General features: G+C 61.2%; 20 protein-coding genes. 5 read left to right on the top strand and 15 right to left on the bottom strand.

The genetic code is table 11. The features are described from left to right. Positions 1 to 28: 28 nt before the first annotated feature. Positions 29 to 1471 (top strand): membrane-bound lytic murein transglycosylase MltF, encoded by a 1443-nt coding sequence (gene mltF / locus O5O48_RS08960; protein WP_088273895.1) that lies wholly within the window; start codon positions 29 to 31, stop codon positions 1469 to 1471. A gap of 292 nt (positions 1472 to 1763) precedes the next feature. On the opposite strand, the gene tadA is transcribed toward mltF, so the two are convergent. From tadA to O5O48_RS08935, 5 genes are all read right to left on the bottom strand, one after another. Next, positions 1764 to 2222, bottom strand: coding sequence for a tRNA adenosine(34) deaminase TadA (tadA, locus tag O5O48_RS08955; protein WP_269688654.1), 459 nt, complete (start codon positions 2220 to 2222; stop codon positions 1764 to 1766). 23 nt (positions 2223 to 2245) lie between these two features. Further along, the gene (gene cysN, locus O5O48_RS08950) at positions 2246 to 4153 is read right to left on the bottom strand and encodes a sulfate adenylyltransferase subunit CysN (RefSeq protein WP_269688653.1); all 1908 of its coding nucleotides are present in this window, start codon (positions 4151 to 4153) and stop codon (positions 2246 to 2248) included. A gap of 49 nt (positions 4154 to 4202) precedes the next feature. Beyond that, complete coding sequence (locus tag O5O48_RS08945; RefSeq protein ID WP_269688652.1) at positions 4203 to 4544, bottom strand: four helix bundle protein; 342 nt, start codon at positions 4542 to 4544, stop codon at positions 4203 to 4205. Positions 4545 to 4627: 83 nt separating this feature from the next. Further along, a complete protein-coding gene (cysD, locus tag O5O48_RS08940; protein WP_088273256.1) occupies positions 4628 to 5530 on the bottom strand; it encodes a sulfate adenylyltransferase subunit CysD in 903 nt (300 codons plus the stop codon). Between the two features lie 325 nt (positions 5531 to 5855). Beyond that, positions 5856 to 6614: a Nif3-like dinuclear metal center hexameric protein gene (locus O5O48_RS08935; protein WP_332367353.1), complete on the bottom strand. Its 759-nt coding sequence runs from the start codon at positions 6612 to 6614 to the stop codon at positions 5856 to 5858. Positions 6615 to 6773: 159 nt separating this feature from the next. Here O5O48_RS08935 and O5O48_RS08930 point away from each other — a divergent pair, with 159 nt between their 5' ends. After that, positions 6774 to 7892: a S1C family serine protease gene (locus O5O48_RS08930; RefSeq protein WP_269688651.1), complete on the top strand. Its 1119-nt coding sequence runs from the start codon at positions 6774 to 6776 to the stop codon at positions 7890 to 7892. Here the strand turns inward: O5O48_RS08930 and hisC are convergent. From hisC to O5O48_RS08880, 10 genes are all read right to left on the bottom strand, one after another. After that, positions 7889 to 8944, bottom strand: coding sequence for a histidinol-phosphate transaminase (gene hisC, locus O5O48_RS08925; RefSeq protein ID WP_269688650.1), 1056 nt, complete (start codon positions 8942 to 8944; stop codon positions 7889 to 7891). The two genes, O5O48_RS08930 and hisC, sit on opposite strands and share 4 nt — an antisense overlap. Before the next feature lie 107 nt (positions 8945 to 9051). Beyond that, positions 9052 to 10362, bottom strand: a complete 1311-nt coding sequence (gene hisD, locus O5O48_RS08920) for a histidinol dehydrogenase (protein WP_228247568.1) — start codon at positions 10360 to 10362, stop codon at positions 9052 to 9054. Positions 10363 to 10406: 44 nt separating this feature from the next. Beyond that, positions 10407 to 11048, bottom strand: a complete 642-nt coding sequence (gene hisG, locus O5O48_RS08915; RefSeq protein WP_088273251.1) for an ATP phosphoribosyltransferase — start codon at positions 11046 to 11048, stop codon at positions 10407 to 10409. Positions 11049 to 11060: 12 nt separating this feature from the next. After that, the gene (murA, locus tag O5O48_RS08910; RefSeq protein WP_228247569.1) at positions 11061 to 12326 is read right to left on the bottom strand and encodes a UDP-N-acetylglucosamine 1-carboxyvinyltransferase; all 1266 of its coding nucleotides are present in this window, start codon (positions 12324 to 12326) and stop codon (positions 11061 to 11063) included. 21 nt (positions 12327 to 12347) lie between these two features. Next, complete coding sequence (locus O5O48_RS08905) at positions 12348 to 12587, bottom strand: BolA family protein (RefSeq protein ID WP_228247570.1); 240 nt, start codon at positions 12585 to 12587, stop codon at positions 12348 to 12350. 47 nt (positions 12588 to 12634) lie between these two features. Beyond that, a complete protein-coding gene (locus tag O5O48_RS08900) occupies positions 12635 to 12955 on the bottom strand; it encodes an STAS domain-containing protein (RefSeq protein ID WP_269688649.1) in 321 nt (106 codons plus the stop codon). Further along, positions 12952 to 13593 carry an MlaC/ttg2D family ABC transporter substrate-binding protein gene (locus O5O48_RS08895; RefSeq protein ID WP_228247572.1) on the bottom strand — a complete coding sequence of 214 codons (642 nt, stop codon included), beginning with the start codon at positions 13591 to 13593 and terminating at the stop codon, positions 12952 to 12954. Before O5O48_RS08895 ends, O5O48_RS08900 begins: the two co-directional genes overlap by 4 nt. A 28-nt stretch (positions 13594 to 13621) precedes the next feature. Continuing rightward, positions 13622 to 14086, bottom strand: coding sequence for an outer membrane lipid asymmetry maintenance protein MlaD (gene mlaD / locus O5O48_RS08890; protein WP_088273246.1), 465 nt, complete (start codon positions 14084 to 14086; stop codon positions 13622 to 13624). 19 nt (positions 14087 to 14105) lie between these two features. Beyond that, positions 14106 to 14885 carry a lipid asymmetry maintenance ABC transporter permease subunit MlaE gene (mlaE, locus tag O5O48_RS08885; protein WP_088273245.1) on the bottom strand — a complete coding sequence of 260 codons (780 nt, stop codon included), beginning with the start codon at positions 14883 to 14885 and terminating at the stop codon, positions 14106 to 14108. Next, positions 14882 to 15700: an ATP-binding cassette domain-containing protein gene (locus O5O48_RS08880; protein WP_088273893.1), complete on the bottom strand. Its 819-nt coding sequence runs from the start codon at positions 15698 to 15700 to the stop codon at positions 14882 to 14884. Before O5O48_RS08880 ends, mlaE begins: the two co-directional genes overlap by 4 nt. A 205-nt stretch (positions 15701 to 15905) precedes the next feature. Here O5O48_RS08880 and O5O48_RS08875 point away from each other — a divergent pair, with 205 nt between their 5' ends. The 3 genes from O5O48_RS08875 to lptC are packed head-to-tail and all read left to right on the top strand — an operon-like array spanning position 15906 to position 17979. Further along, on the top strand, positions 15906 to 16877 hold the full coding sequence (locus O5O48_RS08875) for a KpsF/GutQ family sugar-phosphate isomerase (protein ID WP_088273244.1): 972 nt from the start codon (positions 15906 to 15908) through the stop codon (positions 16875 to 16877). 8 nt (positions 16878 to 16885) lie between these two features. Further along, positions 16886 to 17407, top strand: coding sequence for a KdsC family phosphatase (locus tag O5O48_RS08870; RefSeq protein ID WP_269688648.1), 522 nt, complete (start codon positions 16886 to 16888; stop codon positions 17405 to 17407). Beyond that, positions 17404 to 17979, top strand: a complete 576-nt coding sequence (lptC, locus tag O5O48_RS08865) for an LPS export ABC transporter periplasmic protein LptC (RefSeq protein WP_088273242.1) — start codon at positions 17404 to 17406, stop codon at positions 17977 to 17979. Before O5O48_RS08870 ends, lptC begins: the two co-directional genes overlap by 4 nt. Positions 17980 to 18001: the final 22 nt, after the last annotated feature.

The raw sequence follows: 18001 nt of genomic DNA, 5'->3' as shown, positions 1-18001 counted from the left end.
GCACCGCGCTTTTGCCTATACTGGCGCCATGCATCGACCAGCCTTTCACCCTCCCCGTTTCAAGGCTCTGGCCACCGCGCTCTGCGCTGTTCTGCTGGCCGCCTGTGAGCAAAGCAGTCAACTGGAGCAGATTCAGGAGGCTGGCTCACTGCGGGTGATCACCCGCAATACGCCTACCACCTACTACCAGGATCGTAACGGTGATACCGGTCTTGAGTATGAGCTGGCCAAGCGCTTTGCCGACAGCCTGGGCGTGTCACTGGACATGCAGACCGCCGACACCGTGGACAGCCTTTACCACCAGCTTGCTGATGCCGACGGCCCGCAGCTGGCTGCAGCCGGGCTAACGGTCAACCCGGCGCGCAGCGAACAGGTCCGGTTTGCCACGCCGTATCTCGACGTCATCCCTCAGGTCGTCTACCGCCGCGGCAGTCGCAAACCGCGCAGCATTGAAGATCTGTACGACAAGCGCCTGATGGTACTCAAGGGCAGCACCCTGGCTGACCAGTTACGGGAGCTGCAGGCCAGCCACCCGGAGCTGACCTTCGAAGAATCCGACAACGTGGAAGTCGTCGACCTGCTGCGCATGGTCAACGACGGCGAGATCGACAGCGCGGTGGTCTACTCCAACGAACTGGTGGTCAATCAGGCGTTCTATCCGGCGGTCAGCGTGGCCTTTGACCTCGGTGATGGCCAGCCGATGGCCTGGGCGCTGCGCGAATATACCGATACCACGCTGCTGGATGCGGTTAATGGCTTCTTCGCCGCGATCAAGGACGACGGCACGCTGGACCAGTTGATCGAGCGCTTCTACGGCCACTCGGACGTACTCGATTACGTCGGTGCCCGCGCCTTCGCCACCCACATGCAGACCCGCCTGCCGCGCTACGAGACCTATCTGCGCCAGGCCGGCGATCAGAACGGTTTGGACTGGCGGCTGCTGGCCGCCATGAGCTACCAGGAGTCGCTGTGGGATCCGGACGCCCGCTCGGCAACCGGCGTACGTGGCCTGATGATGCTGACCCTGCCGACCGCCAAGTTTGTCGGCGTCACCAACCGGGTTGATCCGCAGCAAAGCATCAACGGCGGCGCCCGCTACCTGATCTGGGTACGCGACCAGATTCCCGCGGACATTCCGGAGCCGGACCGCACCTGGTTCGCGCTGGCAGCCTATAACGTCGGCCTTGGCCACCTCGATGACGCACGCAAACTCACCGCCGAGGGTGGCCGCGACCCGAACCGCTGGATTGATGTGAAGGATTTTCTGCCACTGCTGCAAAAGAAGCAGTGGTACAGCAAGACCCGCTACGGCTACGCCCGCGGCTCTGAACCGGTGCACTACGTGCAGAACATCCGTCGCTACTACGACATCCTGCAATGGGTCACCCAACCCCAATCCGAATCCCGCCAGCAACCCGCCGAGCAATACCACGCACCGGGGATTCTCGAGCAGTTGCCGGATGGGGTGTAGCGCAGCGCTACACAGCTGCAAGCTATAAGCGGCAAGCCTCAAGCTAAAAGCAAAACCACCTGCGCCGCGCAGTGAGCCGTCATACCCTCATGCAGACTTGATGCCGCCTCGGCGGACACGCCTTTGGCTTTGTCCGCCCTACAGGGAGGTTGCCGACGAACGGGATGAAACACCTCGCGCGCACCGCCACGCCGCAAAGAACCATAAAAAAACCCGCGCGATTCAACACCGCACGGGTTTTGCTTGTGGCTTGTGGCTTGCGGCTTGCGGCTTGTGGCTTGCAGCTGGAAGGCTACGCCTTCCGCCTGTCCCTGAAAAACGCCGACAACAGCGCCCCACACTCCTCGGCCAACACCCCGCCCTCCACTTGCATGCGGTGGTTCATCCACGGTTGATCCAGCACCTGACTGCGGCTGGCGACGGCGCCGGCGCGGGGTTCGCTGGCGCCGTAAACCAGGCGCGCGATGCGGCTGTGGATCAGCAGACCAGAGCACATGGTGCAGGGTTCGAGGGTGACGTAGAGGGTGGTGCCGGGCAGGCGGTAGTTCTGGAGGGCGGTTGCGGCCTGGCGGATAGCAACCATCTCGGCGTGCGCGCTGGGGTCAAGGCTGGTGATCGGCTGGTTGAAGCCCCGGCCGATCACCTTGCCATCCTGAACCAGCACGGCGCCGACCGGGACTTCGCCCCGTTCGGCAGCCAGCCGGGCTTCGGCGAGCGCCAGCCGCATAAAGTCGATATCCGCTGGCGTCATGGCGAGCCCCTTTCAACAACCGGTCAGATCAGCTTGCGCTCACGCAGCAGGCCAACCACCTGTTCAACGCAGCCGTCCAGATCCAGCTCGGCGGTGTTGAGCACCAGATCGGCATCGGTCGGCGCTTCATACGGGAAGGACACACCGGGAATGGTGCCTTCGACGTTGGCCGCGTAGATACCGGACGGGTCACGTTGCTGGCAGACCTCCAGCGGGGTGTTCAGGTGAACCAGCAGGCAGCGGTCGCCGAGGATGTGACGCGCGGTGGCGCGGCTTTCCTCGGTCGGCGCAACGAAGGCACCGATGGCAATCAGGCCCGCTTCATTCATCTGACGCGCAATACGTGCACCCTTGTGCAGGTTCTCGGCACGGCCGGCAGCGTCCATCGCCAGCCCCTTGCTCAGGTCTTGACGCAGGACCTTGCCATCCAGCACGTAGCAGGCACGGCCAGCGTCAAACAGCTTGCGTTCCAGCGCGTAGGCGATGGAGCTCTTGCCTGCACCGGACAGACCGGTGAACAGGACGGTAACCGGCTCCTGCCCAAAGCGCTCGGCCCGTTCGGTCGCCGTTACGTGGGCCAGACGGCCATGGTGACCACCCGTGGTGTTCTGGCCATCCTGCGCCTTGGCGACGATCATGCCCGCGCCTACTGTGCCGTTGGTCATGCGGTCGATGACGATAAATGCACCGGAGGTGTGGTTGGTCTGATAGTCGTCATAGGCAATCGGACGTTCCAGCGCAACCTGTACCCGACCAATCTCGTTCAGCGCCAGCTGGGCAGCGGGCTGCTGCTCCATGGTGTTCACGTCGATACGATGCTGAATGCGGGTAAAGGACGCCGGACTGTAGCTGGTAGCGCGCTTGATGTCGTACTTGCGGCCCGGCTGCATCGGCTGCTCGGCCATCCACACCAGGGTCGCTTCAAACTGATCACCGATCAGCGGGCGATTGTCGGCGTGGCACAGCATGTCGCCACGGGAGATATCGATTTCGTCTTCCAGCGTCAGGGTGACTGCCTGACCTGGCCCGGCTTCTTCCAGCTCACCATCAAAGGTGACGATGGATTTGACGCGGCTGCCCTTACCGGACGGCAAAACGGTCAGCTCGTCGCCCTTGCGCACCACACCCGAGGCGATGGTGCCGGCAAAGCCGCGGAAGTTCAGGTTCGGGCGGGTGACCAGCTGAACCGGAAAACGCAGATCGGTGGTGTTGCGGTCGCTGGCGATCTCGACAGTCTCGAGAATTTCCATCAGCGACGGGCCGGTGTACCAGGGGCTGCGCTCGCTGCGGTTTACAACGTTGTCGCCCTTGAGAGCAGACATCGGCACAAACTGCACCTTGTCACCGTCGAGCAGTTCCAGCCCGCTGGCGAACTGCAGATAATCTTCGCGAATCTTGTCGTAGACGGTCTGATCAAAGTCCATCAGGTCCATCTTGTTAACCGCAACCACGATGTGCTTGATGCCCAGCAGGGATGCGATAAAACTGTGGCGCTTGGTCTGGGTCTGCACACCATAACGGGCGTCGATCAGAATGATCGCCAGATCACAGGTGGAGGCACCGGTCGCCATGTTGCGGGTGTACTGCTCATGGCCGGGGGTGTCGGCGATGATGAACTTGCGCTTGGCGGTGGAGAAGTAGCGGTAGGCAACGTCGATGGTGATGCCCTGCTCACGCTCGGCCTGCAGACCATCAACCAGCAGCGCCAGATCCACTTCCTCACCGGTGGTACCAGACTTCTTGGAGTCACGGGTGATGGCTTCCATGTGATCTTCATAGATCATCTTGGAGTCGTGCAGCAGACGCCCAATCAGCGTGCTCTTGCCGTCGTCGACGTTACCGCAGGTCAGAAAGCGCAGCAGTTCCTTGCGTTCGTGCTGGCTCAGGTAGGCCAGGATGTCCTGGCTGATCAGATCGGATTGATGCGACATCTATCAAAGCTCCAAGCTGCAAGCTGCAAGCGACAAGCGGCCCCTGCAGCTATTCGGTAATTCGGTTAATCAAGCCTGTCAGCATGCGCGACAGCTCGCGGGTCTCACTGATCCAGTGTGTGGCCAGTGTCAATTCCAGAAACTCTATCTCCTGCCCCACCATCAACTGGGTTCGCACCTCAGCGCATGAGCCCTTGGCGACGCTGAGAAAATACCGCTTCTCGGCGTTACCTCCACATTCCATCCCCTCGGCAATATTACTGGGAATAGACAGCGCGGCCCGTGTCAGCTGGTTCCGAAACCCGTAATCGGGGCAGTTTGCCAGCGCTCTGTACATGGCAACAGACAACGCCTTTCCACGCTGCCACACTTCAAGCCGTTCGAAATCCATCAGCAACCTCCATGTTGCCTGCTCAAGCAGCCCTCCAACGCGACTCAGCTCAGCTTGTCGCTTGCTGCTTGAAGCTTGCGGCTTTAGAAATAGCCCTGCCGCTTCTTCTCTTCCATCGAGCCAGCGGAGTCATGGTCAATGACGCGGCCTTGGCGCTCGGAGGTTTTGGTCAGCAACATTTCCTGAATGATCTCCGGCAGCGTCGCGGCGCTGGACTCGACCGCGCCGGTCAGCGGGTAACAACCCAGAGTGCGGAAACGCACCATCTTCATTTCCGGGGTCTTGCCATCCAGCGGCATGCGGTCGTCGTCGACCATGATCAGCGAGCCGTTGTATTCAACGACCGGACGCTCGGCGGCGAAGTACAGCGGCACAATCGGAATGCTTTCCAGATAGATGTATTGCCAGATGTCCAGCTCGGTCCAGTTGGACAGCGGGAACACGCGAATGCTTTCGCCCTTGTGCACCTTGCCGTTGTAGATGTTCCACAGCTCGGGGCGCTGGTTCTTCGGGTCCCAGCGGTGGTGCTTGTCACGGAAGGAGTACACACGCTCCTTGGCGCGGGACTTCTCTTCGTCACGGCGCGCGCCACCAAAGGCCGCGTCGAAGCCGTACTTGTCCAGCGCCTGCTTCAGACCCTGGGTTTTCATCACGTCGGTATGCACTGCACTGCCGTGGGTGAAGGGATTAACGCCTTGGGCAACACCTTCCGGGTTCATATGCACCAGCAGGTCGAGGTCCATTTCCTTGACCATCTTTTCGCGGAACTCGTACATCGCCTGGAATTTCCAGCCGGTATCCACGTGCAAAACCGGGAACGGCAGACGGCCAGGATAGAACGCCTTGCGCGCCAGATGCAGCATCACGGCGGAGTCTTTACCGATCGAATAGAGCATGACCGGGTTCTGGAACTCGGCAGCCACTTCACGAATGATGTGGATGCTTTCCGCTTCCAGTTGCTTCAGATGGGTCAGTTTTTCCAGCATGGTGTACTCACGTTGAATGGCTAGCGGCCGCACGGCCCGATTCGACTGGCAGGCATTGTAGCAAAGGGAGTTTCTTATAATAAGCAGCCGATCAAGAACCTTCGGCTATATGGATATGAAAAAAGCGGCTGGAAGCGGCAAGCGGCAAGCGGCAAGCGGCAAGCGTAATCAGGGTGAGTGCCGCGACTGGGTCGTCCGGCGCTTCCTGAAGTTCTTTTCACCCTCGCCCCTCGACAACCGAAACCCAGCGCTACGCGACCGTGAGGGTTTTGCTTGAAGCTTGCGGCTTGAAGCTTGTAGCTCAGCGCTACGCGCTTCGCGCTGCCTACACCGGATTATCAATATCGATAAACCGATGCTCCAGCCCGAACGTCGCGGCCAGGTGTTCGCCCAACGCCTTTGCGCCGTAACGCTCGGTCGCGTGATGGCCGGCGGCGTAGAAGTGGATGCCGTTTTCGCGGGCGGCGTGTACGGTTGGTTCGGAGACTTCGCCGGTGATAAAGGCATCGACGCCAAGGGCGATGGCCTTGTCGATATAGCCCTGCGCCGCGCCGGTGCACCAGGCAATGCGCTTGACCGGCCGATCATGGCCGGCCACAAACAGCGGCTCACGCTGCAGTCGGGCCGCCAGCAACGCGGCCAGCTCCTCGCCCGCGCACGGCGCGGCCAGCTCGCCGGTCAGCCCAACCGATCGGGGGTTGTTCGGCTCCAGACCGCCACTGATCTGCCAGCCCATCAGCCGCGCCAGCTGAACGTTATTGCCCAGCTCGGCGTGCACATCCAGCGGCAGATGGTAAGCCACCAGATTGATGTCGCTCTGTAGCAACGCCTTGAGCCTGCGCTGTTTGACACCGACAACGGCGGCTGACTCGCCACGCCAGAAATAGCCGTGATGCACCAGCAGCAGATCCGCCCGGGCCTCTACCGCGGCGTCAACCAGCGCCTGACTGGCAGTCACGCCGCTGACGATACGACGAATCTCGGTACGCCCCTCAACCTGCAGCCCATTGGGGCAGTAATCCTGAAAGCTGCCGCTATCAAGCAGCTCGTTGCAGTAGCGAATCAGCGCGTCACGATCAACCATGGTGCCTCCGGTGGCGTCAGCGGGAAAAGGCCACATTGTCCGGCGTCCGCCGAACGGTTACAAGGATGTCACCAATGCCCTGCAGAATCCGGTACGAGCCCGTATAATGCCGCTCACACCGGTCGGTAACGGCCTGCACAGATGACGGGTAGGGGTTTGATGAACGCACTGTTACGCTCGATGGGGTGGCCGGTTGTCTGCGGTATCCTGCTGGCCCTGCTGATCATTCAGCAATTCCCGCAATGGATCGGCCTGCCCGCCCACGACATCGTCCTGCGTGAGGTTTCAGCGCAGCGCTCAAACATGGGGCTGGTTTCCTACAGCCGCGGCGTGGAGCGCGCCTCTCCTGCCGTCGCCAATATCTATACCAGCAAGGCAGTCGAGCCCGGTGCCGACGGCTCACTGCGCGACTATGCCGACAGCCTGCCCGCGCCGGCCCGCCGCCAGTCCAGTCTGGGCTCGGCGGTGATCCTCAACCCGGATGGCTACCTGCTGACCAACAATCACGTGATCGCCGGCGCCGACGAAATTCTGGTTGCACTCAAGGACGGTCGCGAAGCACTTGCCACCCTGATCGGCACCGATCCTGAGACCGATCTGGCGGTACTCAAGATCGACCTGCCAAACCTGCCCTCCATCACCATCGACTCCCGTGACGAGCAGCGTATCGGTGATGTGGTCATGGCCATCGGCAACCCCTTCGGTCTCGGCCAGACGGTCACCATGGGCATCATCAGTGCCACCGGCCGCAACCAGCTGGGCCTCAACACCTATGAAGACTTTATCCAGACCGATGCAGCCATCAACCAGGGCAATTCCGGTGGCGCACTGGTCGACGCCGAAGGCAACCTGATCGGTATCAATACAGCGATCTTCTCCCAATCGGGCGCAGCGCAGGGTATCGGTTTTGCCATTCCGGTGAGGCTGGCGGTTGAAGTGATGCAGGCGATCATCCAGCACGGTCATGTGATCCGCGGCTGGCTGGGGGTAGAAGTACAGCCGCTGACACCGGAGCTGGCCGAGTCGTTCGGACTGGAGGTCAGTCAGGGCATCGTGGTGGCCAGCCTGTACCGCAATGGCCCCGCGTGGAATGCCGGCTTGCTGCCGGGCGACGTGATTCTGAAGATCGATGGCGAGCCGGCAACCAGCGGCCGTCAGGCGATGAACCAGGTGGCCCGCGCCAAGCCCGGCGACAGCATTCGACTCGACGTGCTGCGCAACGGCGAACCCGCGAGCTTCACGGCGGAAGTCGGGGTTCGCCCGTCGTTCAGGACCTAAAGCAGGGTATCCAGAGCCTCCAGCAGTGCGGCGTTCTGCGCTTCAGTTCCAATCGTGATGCGCAGGAACTGATCAATACGCGGCAGCTTGAAGTGACGCACGATCACCTTCTGCTCACGCAGCCCCTGGGCCAGCTCGGCAGCATCGCGGCTGCCGTGGCGGGCGAACACGAAGTTGGCCTGTGACGGCAGCACCTCGAACCCACGCTTGGTCAGCGCTGCACTCAGCGCATCGCGGCTGCGCATCACCGCCTTGCGGGTCTGATCAAACCAGGCCTGATCCTTGAATGCCGCAACCGCCCCGACAATCGCCAGACGATCCAGCGGGTAGGAGTTGAAACTGTTCTTGATCCGCTCCAGCGCCTCGATCAGATCAGCATGCCCCACAGCCAGACCGACCCGCAGCCCGGCCAGAGAGCGCGACTTGGAAAGCGTCTGGGTTACCAGCAGGTTCGGATAGCGATCCACCAGGCTGATTGCGGTAGCGCCGCCGAAATCGACGTAGGCCTCATCCACCACCACGACCGAATCCGGGTTGGCGGCCAGAATGACCTCAATCTCAGCCAGCGGCAGACCGACCCCGGTAGGCGCATTGGGGTTGGGAAAAATGATGCCGCCATTGGCCTGACGGTAATCGGCCGGATCAAGGGTGAAGTCCTCGCGCAGCGGTTGCGGCGCAGACTCGATCCCGTACAGGCCACAATAGACCGGATAGAAACTGTAGGTAATGTCCGGGAACAGCACCGGCTTGCCGTGCTGAAACAGGCCATGAAATACATGCGCCAGCACCTCATCCGAACCATTGCCGACAAACACCTGAGACGGCTGCACGCCATAGTAGCGGGCAATCTCGTCTTTCAGGGCATCAGCATTCGGCGCCGGATACAGACGCAGACTGTCATTCAGCTCAGCCTGAATGGCATCCACCACCAGTGGCGACGGGCCATAGGGGTTCTCATTGGTATTGAGCTTGACCAGGTTTTCGACCTTGGGCTGCTCACCCGGCACATACGGCACCAGGTCCTTGACGAAGGGGCTCCAGAAACGACTCACGGGCAATCCTCGATTGAGCTACAAGCGGCAAGCCGCAAGCTTCAAGCCAACCCCGGCGAGCCGAGCCTGCACAGCTCGGCTTGTCGCTTGCAGCTTGAAGCTTGCCGCTAGTTCTTAATGCGGTATTCCGCGCTGCGCGCGTGCGCTGTCAGGCTTTCGCCACGGGCCAGCACGGATGCAGTCTTACCCAGCTCGGAGGCACCTTCAGGCGAGCAGAAGATGATCGACGAGCGCTTCTGGAAGTCGTAGACGCCCAGCGGTGAGGAGAACCGCGCGGTGCCGGAGGTCGGCAGCACGTGGTTGGGGCCGGCGCAGTAATCGCCCAGCGCCTCGGGGGTGAAGCGCCCCATGAAGATGGCACCGGCGTGACGGATCTGCGGCAGCAGCGCTTCCGGGTCCGCGACCGACAACTCAAGGTGCTCCGGGGCGATGCGATTGGCCAGCACGCAGGCCTGCTCCAGGTCATCGACCTTGATCAGTGCGCCACGGTTTTCCAGCGAAACACGCACGATGGCATCACGCTCCAACTCTCCCAGCAGCCGATTCAGGCTGGCCTCAACGGCATCCAGGAAGTCAGCATCCGGCGACAGCAGGATCGACTGGGCATCCTCGTCGTGCTCGGCCTGCGAGAACAGATCCATGGCGATCCAGTCCGGATCGGTCTGGCCGTCGCAGACCACCAGAATCTCCGAGGGGCCGGCGATCATGTCGATACCGACCTGACCGAACACCGCACGCTTGGCGGTGGCGACATAGATATTGCCGGGGCCGACGATCTTATCGACCTGAGGAACAGTCTCGGTGCCATAGGCCAGCGCCGCGACAGCCTGCGCACCGCCAATGGTGAACACGTGGTCGACACCGGCCAGACAGGCCGCCGCCAGCACCAGCTCGTTAATCTCGCCGCGCGGCGTGGGCACTACCATGACGACTTCCGGCACACCGGCAACCTTGGCCGGAATGGCATTCATCAGGACCGAGGACGGATAGGACGCCTTGCCACCGGGGACGTAAAGCCCTACCCGATCCAGCGGAGTGATCTTTTGGCCAAGCACGGTGCCATCAGCTTCGGTGTAGCGCCAGGAGTCCTGGCGCTGGTGCTCGTGGTAACTGCGCACACGCTCGGCGGCCACTTCCAGCGCGCTGCGCTGCGCCGGAGTAATGCGTTCAAGCGCCAGCTCCAGGCGGGCGCGATCAAGGGTCAGATCGGCCATATTGCCGGCCGAGAGGCCGTCAAAGCGTTCGGTGTACTCGACCAGCGCCGCATCACCGCTGGAGCGCACCGCTGCGATAATTTCCTCAACCCGGTCATTAACCGCCTTGTCGGAGACGCCTTCCCAGGCCAGCAGGGTATCCAGATGCTGGGCAAAATCGCTCTGGTTGGCGTTCAGACGGGCGATTTTCAGCGGCGTACTCATAGCGATACCTTTGGCGATTCAGGGAATGGTTACTCGAAAACGGATCAGGCGTTGCGGCGCTCTACCGCCTCGGCCAGTTGATCAATCAACATCTTGATGCGGGCATGCTTCATCTTCATCGAAGCCTTGTTGACGATCAAGCGCGAACTGATGGTGGCAATCAACTCCTGGGCCTCAAGACCATTGGCCTTGAGCGTGTTGCCGGTGTCGACCACGTCGATGATCTTGTCCGCCAGCCCCACAAGCGGCGCCAGCTCCATAGAGCCATACAATTTGATCACATCAACCTGACGGCCCTGCTCGGCATAGTAACGGCGCGCGACATTGACAAACTTGGTAGCGACCTTGAGCCGACCGGTCGGCTCCGGCACGCCGACCGGGCCTGCGGTCATCAGCTTGCAGCGGGCGATTTTCAGATCGAGCGGCTCATACAGGCCCTGACTGCCGTACTCCATCAACACGTCCTTGCCCGCCACGCCGACATCGGCAGCACCGTGCTCAACGTAGGTCGGTACGTCGGTCGCGCGCACGATCAGCAGGCGCACGTTCGGATCGGTGGTCGGGAAGATCAGCTTTCGGCTTTTTTCCAGATCCTCGGTCAGTTCGATGCCCGCCGCTTTCAGCAGCGGCAGGGTGTCGTCGAGAATACGTCCCTTGGACAGGGCAATGGTCAGACTCTGGCTCATGAAAACTCTCTGTTAGGCCGGGACCCGGCGAATGATACCGCCCAGGGCCTGCAGCTTCTCTTCAATACATTCGTAACCACGATCAATGTGGTAGATCCGGTCGACCAGGGTGTCGCCGTCGGCAACCAGACCGGCAATAACCAGACTGGCCGATGCACGCAAGTCGGTCGCCATCACCGGCGCAGCCTTCAGACGCTCGACCCCGGTGACGATCGCGGTATTACCCTCAACCAGAATGCGCGCACCCATGCGATTCATTTCCTGAACGTGCATGAAGCGGTTCTCGAAAATCGTCTCGATGACGGTACCGGTGCCTTCGGCAACCGCATTCATGGCGACAAACTGCGCCTGCATGTCGGTCGGGAATGCCGGATAGGGCGCTGTCCGCAGATTGACTGCGCGCGGACGGTTACCCTTCATGTCCAGCTCGATCCAGTTCTTGCCGGTATCGATGTGGGCCCCCGCCTCTTCCAGCTTGAGCAGCACCGACTCGAGGATCGAAGCGTCGGTGTCTTTGAGCTTGACCCGGCCGCGGGTCGCAGCAGCGGCAACCAGGAAGGTACCGGTTTCAATGCGGTCAGGCATCACCGAATAACGCGCGCCGTGCAGACGCTCGACACCGTGGACGGTGATGGTGTCGGTGCCATGACCGGTGATCTGCGCACCCATGGCGATCAGACATTCGGCCAGATCGACCACTTCAGGCTCACGCGCGGCGTTTTCGATGACGGTCTTGCCCTTGGCCAGGGTAGCCGCCATCAGAATGTTTTCGGTCCCGGTCACGGTCACGGTATCGAACAGGAAGTGCGCGCCACGCAGACCGCCCTCGGGGGCTGTAGCCTTGATATAACCATCTTCGACGATGATCGTCGCACCCATCGCTTCCAGCCCGCGAATGTGCAGGTCAACCGGACGCGAACCAATGGCGCAGCCACCCGGCAGCGCCACTTCAGCACGCCCGAAGTGCGCAACCATAGGGCCGAGCACCAGGATCGATGCACGCATGGTCTTGACCAGCTCGTAGGGTGCGACCAGCGAGGTGATGCGAGTCGGATCGACTTCGACACCCAGGCGCTCATCGATAACCGGCAGCACACCCATACGACCGAACAGTTCGATCATGGTGGTGATGTCATGCAAGTGCGGCAGGTTGGAAATAACGACAGGTTCATCCGCCAGCAGCGTGGCAGCGAGGATCGGCAGGGCCGAGTTCTTGGCCCCGGAAATCCGGATTTCCCCATCCAGGCGATTGCCGCCGGTGATGATCAGTTTGTCCATACGTGGTACGTACTCCAGACCTCAGGCGCGCGACGCCCAGGCCTCCTGGGTGTAAAACTTCATGGTAACGGCGTGGATACGGCCGTCAGCGATATAGTCGTTGAGCAGCGCATAAATCTGCTGCTGACGCTTGACCGGTGACAATGCCGCGAGGGTGTCGCTGATCACGTTGAGCTGAAAGTTGCAGCCCTCGCCTTCAACCTCGACCCGGGCATCTTCCAGGCGTGATTCGATCAACGCCTTTACTTCATCTGATTGCATTGCAAATTACTCCTTGCGGCGCCCTGCTGGAGCAGAACGCCTGAAAGCTAATTGTCTCGGGCTCGCTCAACATCGCTCAGCCAGGCATCCAGCCCGCATACCCGGGCGATACTCTGCAGCACGCCCGGAACCGAGCGTAACCGCAACTCGCGCCCCTGCTGCCGGCAATGTTCTGCCGCGCGCAAAATCAAAGACAGGCCAACACTGTTGGCCTGCGTCACCCCGGACATATCCAGCACCAGCGGCCCCTGCCCCCCGGCTGCAGCCTGCTGCAGCCCGTCGCGCACAGATCCGGCAGAGTCAAAATCGATTACGCCAGCCAGGCGCACAACGCCCTCGGCATCGACCTGCAAGCTGGCATTGCTCACTGCTGCACCTCTTGGGAGGCCACTTCACGTGACTTGGCGACAACACTGCCCCAGTTGTCGATAACCGCATCCAGGTTGTTGTTGTGGGTCTTCATGGCCTGCGCAAACTGATCACGGAACAGCAGGCCGATGTTGATACCCTCGACGATGACGTTACGCACCTTCCACTGGCCATTGATGTCGGACATGGTGTAGGTGGCGGTATAGACCTGGCCATCATTGGCCTTGACCTGCATGTCGACACTGGCGCGGTCAGGGCGCGGCTCACGGTTGTTGGCCGGCAGCACGGTGATCTCACCGCTCTGGAAGTCCAGCAGCGCATTGCCGTAGAACTGCACCATGCTGCGCTTGAATGTCTCGATAAAGCGCTGCATCTGGGCGTCGCTGGCACCGCGGCTGTAGCGCACGGTCATGACGCTGCGCGCAATGCCGTCAAAATCGACAACCGGCTCCAGCACGTCATTCAGACCAACGGTGAACGCTTCCACGTCGTTGCGATAGGTCTCACGGTTGGCGTCAAGCACCTCCATGACCTTGCGCGAGGTATCCTCGACAACCTGTTGTGGGGTCGCGGAAGCCAAGGCAAGCGCCGGCAACAGCAGCGTGAGGGCAACAAAGGCATTGATGATCGGGCGCATGTACATTCTCCTGTGGGGCTGACTGCAGTCAGTCTTCCTTGCTTACTGTATTGAGCAGGAACCGGCCGATCAGTTCCTCCAGCACCAGTGCAGACTGGGTGTCATAGATTTCGCTGCCGTCAACCAACAGGTCTTCCTCGCCACCCACCGAAATACCAACGTATTTCTCGCCCAGCAGGCCGGCAGTCAGAATCGATGCGGTGCTGTCGGCAGGCAGGGTATCAACGTCACTGTCGATGGCCATATCTACCCGCGCACTGTAACGATTCTTGTCGAATTCAATGGCAGTGACCTGACCAATGGTCACACCGGACATGGTTACCTTGGCGCGCGACGTAAGCCCCGCCACGTTGTCGAAATAGGCATGCACACTGTAGGTGCTGCCCGTGCTGCCCGGAGTCAGCCCGGCCACACGCAGCGCCAGCACGGTCAGCGCCAGCACGCCGGCCAGAATAAATACGCCGACAGTCAATTCCAGGTTACGGATACGCATTTGATGATTCCTTGGCTAATCAAAACATCAGGGCAGTGAGGATGAAGTCCAGCCCCAGCACGGCCAGCGACGCATACACTACGGTGCGCGTGGTTGCACGGCTGATGCCTTCGGATGTGGGCTCGCAGTCATATCCCTGGAAGACTGCGATCCAGGTGACGACGAAGGCAAACACCACGGCCTTGATCAGGCCGTTAAGTACATCGTCGACGAACTGCACCGAATTCTGCATGTTCGTCCAGTAGGAGCCGGAATAGACTCCCAGCCAGTCAACGGCCACCATGGCGCCGCCCCATATCCCGACCACGCAGAACACCATCGCCAGCAGCGGCATGGAGATAAAGCCCGCCCACAGACGCGGAGCAATGACGTACTTGAGCGGATCAACGCCGATCATTTCCATGCTCGACAACTGCTCGGTGGCTTTCATCAGACCGATCTCGGCGGTCAGAGCAGAACCTGCCCGCCCGGCAAACAGCAGCGCGGTTACCACCGGCCCCAACTCGCGCAACAGCGTCAGGGCCACCATCTGGCCGACCGCCTGCTCGGAACCGTAGCCGACCAGAATGTTGTAGCCCTGCAGCGCCAGTACCATGCCAATAAACAGGCCGGACACGACAATAATGGCGAGCGACAGCACACCAACCGAATGCAGCTGCTTGACCAGCAGCGCCCAGCCGTTGCCAAAGCTCGCCCGCCCGAACATCACATTGACGAGAAACAGCCCGGAGCGACCCAGGGCAGTAATGGTGTCCAGCCCTGCTCTGCCGAGCAGAACCAACCTGTCGACTGCACTCACGCGTCTTTCTCCGCTTGTATCAGATCCTGCAGATAATCCCTGGCCGGGAAGTGGAACGGCACCGGGCCATCAGGCTCTCCCTGCATGAATTGGCGAATACGGGGGTTGTCGGAGTTCATCAATTCATCCGGCGTACCCTGCCCGAGCACCTGGCCGTCACCTACCACATACAGGTAGTCGGCAATACTGGCGGTCTCGGCCAAATCGTGCGAGACCACAATACTGGACAACCCGAGCGCGTCGTTGAGCAGACGAATCAGACGCACCAGTACACCCATGGAAATCGGGTCCTGGCCCACGAAAGGCTCGTCATACATCATCAGTTGCGGATCGAGGGCGATCGCACGCGCCAGCGCAACCCGGCGTTTCATGCCGCCGGACAACTCATCCGGCATCAGGTCGCGGGCACCACGCAAGCCAACCGCCTGCAACTTGAGCAGAACAATGTCACGAATCATGTCTTCCGGCAGTTCGGTATGCACCCGCAGCGGAAAGGCGACATTTTCGAACACGCTCAAGTCGGTAAACAGCGCACCGCTCTGGAACAGCATGCCCATGTCCTGACGCGCGGCAAACAACTGCTCGCGCCCCAGCTCGGGAATATTGCGGCCATTCACCCAGATCGACCCGCTCTCGGGTCGCAACTGGGCGCCGATCAGGCGCAGCAGCGTGGTTTTGCCGCACCCGGACGGACCCATGATGCCGGTGACCTTGCCGCGGGGAATACGGATATCCACACCATCAAAGATGACTCGCTGGCCGCGCCGGAAGGTCACGCCCTGAAGGTCTACGATGTAATCTGACACGTCGGTCATAGTGCTGTTCGGGCCTTTGCGGATCATGCCCAGACCTCGGGCAAACGAAGCCGCCTAATATACCAGTTCCCCGACGGCAGCCCAAGCCGGGAATGGGCAGCCTCCCCAGAACGGGTTAACGCCGAGACGAAGCTGGTCAAGGCGGGTGAGTTAGCTCCGACAAACCGCTATACTTGCGCGTTCAGCGATTACCGACGAATAGCACATGGCCGATTTTGACTATATTGCATCCGCCTCGCGCACCATCAGCATGGAACGCGACGCGGTAGATTCTCTGCTGCAGCGTCTGGCAGAACCCTTCACCATCGCCTGCGATACCCTGCTGCAATGCCGCGGCCGCGTGGTTGTCACCGGCATGGGCAAGTCCGGACATGTCGGCCGCAAGCTCGCTGCCACCCTTGCCAGCACCGGCACACCCGCCTTTTTTGTCCATCCGGGTGAGGCCAGCCATGGCGACATGGGCATGATCACCGCCGAGGATGTGGTTATCGCCCTGTCCAACTCAGGCAACACCGCCGAAGTGGTGACCCTGCTGCCGCTGATCAAGCGCCTGGGCGCACCCTTGATCAGCATGACCGGCAACCCCCAGTCGACGCTGGCACTGGCCGCGGTCGCCAACCTGGATACCGGCGTCGAACAGGAAGCCTGCCCGCTGAACCTGGCGCCAACCTCCAGCACCACCACCGCGCTGGTAATGGGTGACGCACTGGCCATCGCGCTGCTCGAAGCGCGGGGTTTCAGTGCCGAGGACTTCGCTTTCTCGCACCCCGGTGGCAGTCTGGGGCGCCGCCTGCTGCTGCTGGTTGACGACATCATGCACGCGGGTGGGAGCATGCCCCTGGTCAAGCCCAACGCGCCGCTGCGTGACGCGTTGCTGGAAATGACCCGCAAGGGCCTCGGCCTGACCGGCGTCATAGATGCCGATGGCAAGCTGGCCGGCATCTTCACCGATGGCGACCTGCGCCGCAGCCTGGATCACAACATCGATTTTCAGCGTGCCAGCATCAGCGACGTAATGACCCGTCACTGCAAGACTGCGCGCAGTGGTATGCTCGCGGCCGAAGCCCTGAAAATCATGGAAGACGCCCGCATCAATGGTCTGTTCGTGGTAGACACTGAAGGCCGGCCGGTGGGCGCCCTCAACATGCATGATCTGCTCCGTGCGGGCGTGGTCTGAGTTTGAATATGGAAAAGCTGATCGAACGCGCAAAAGCCATTCGCCTCGCCATCTTCGACGTTGATGGCGTCCTGACCGACGGCCGCCTGTATTTCATGCCCGACGGCACCGAGTTCAAGTCCTTCAATACGCTGGATGGCCACGGTATCAAGATGCTCATCGCCTCGGGCGTCGAAGTCGCCATCATCAGCGGCCGAAAATCGCCACTGGTCGAGCGCCGCGCCGCCAGCCTGGGTATCAAGCACCTTATTCAGGGCCGCGAGGACAAACTGACCGCCCTGGCCGAGCTGCGTGAGATCGTCCCGGTCGAAATGCACGAGATTGCCTTCCTTGGCGACGACCTGCCGGACCTGCCAGTCATCCGCCGCGCCGGCCTGGGGATGGCGGTCGCCACTGCCGACACCTTTGTGCGCGACCACGCCCATGGCGTTACCCGCGCCGCCGGTGGCGCGGGTGCAGCCCGCGAGTTCTGCGAACTGATCATGCGCGCCCAGGGTACCCTGGACCAGGCACAGGCAGCCTACCTGTGAACCTGACGCTACCACGCTATCTGGTCGTCGGCCTGCTGATCATTGCCGGGGCAGCGCTGGCGATGGCTGTCGGTTACTGGAACATCAATCCGTCCAGCTTCAACACCGGCAAGCCGCAGACTCAGACCGACCGTCCCGACTTCTATATCGACAACGCGCGCATCCTGATGCTCAATGAACAGGGCAAGGTTGCATACCGGCTGACGACCTCCCATGCCGTTCATCAGGTAGACGACGGCAGTACTCACCTGGAAGACCCTGAGCTGCTGTTCTACCGGGGAGAGGACCCGACGCCGTGGCTGCTGAAGTCGCGTCAGGGTGTCGTTACCCAGCGCGGTGACCGCGTTGACCTGACGACCGATGTCCTGCTGAAACAGAACACCGATGACGCGCGTCAGCTGACCACGTCAGCCCTGACCCTGTTTCCCGCCCGTGACTACGCGGAAACCGATCAACCGGTTAGAATCGAAGCCGCTCGCAGTGTGACCACTGCCGAGGGCATGCAACTATTTCTCAACGACGGTAGCCTGAAGCTGCTGTCCACCGTACGAGGCCAATATGAGGTGCGTTAAATCCCTCCTTGCCCTGACGCTG

Origin of the sequence: Halopseudomonas sp. MFKK-1, from assembly GCF_027474385.1 — a bacterium.
In the GTDB taxonomy this organism is placed as follows: Bacteria; Pseudomonadota; Gammaproteobacteria; order Pseudomonadales; family Pseudomonadaceae; genus Halopseudomonas; species Halopseudomonas aestusnigri.
This window is presented reverse-complemented; position numbering and strand designations above follow the sequence as displayed.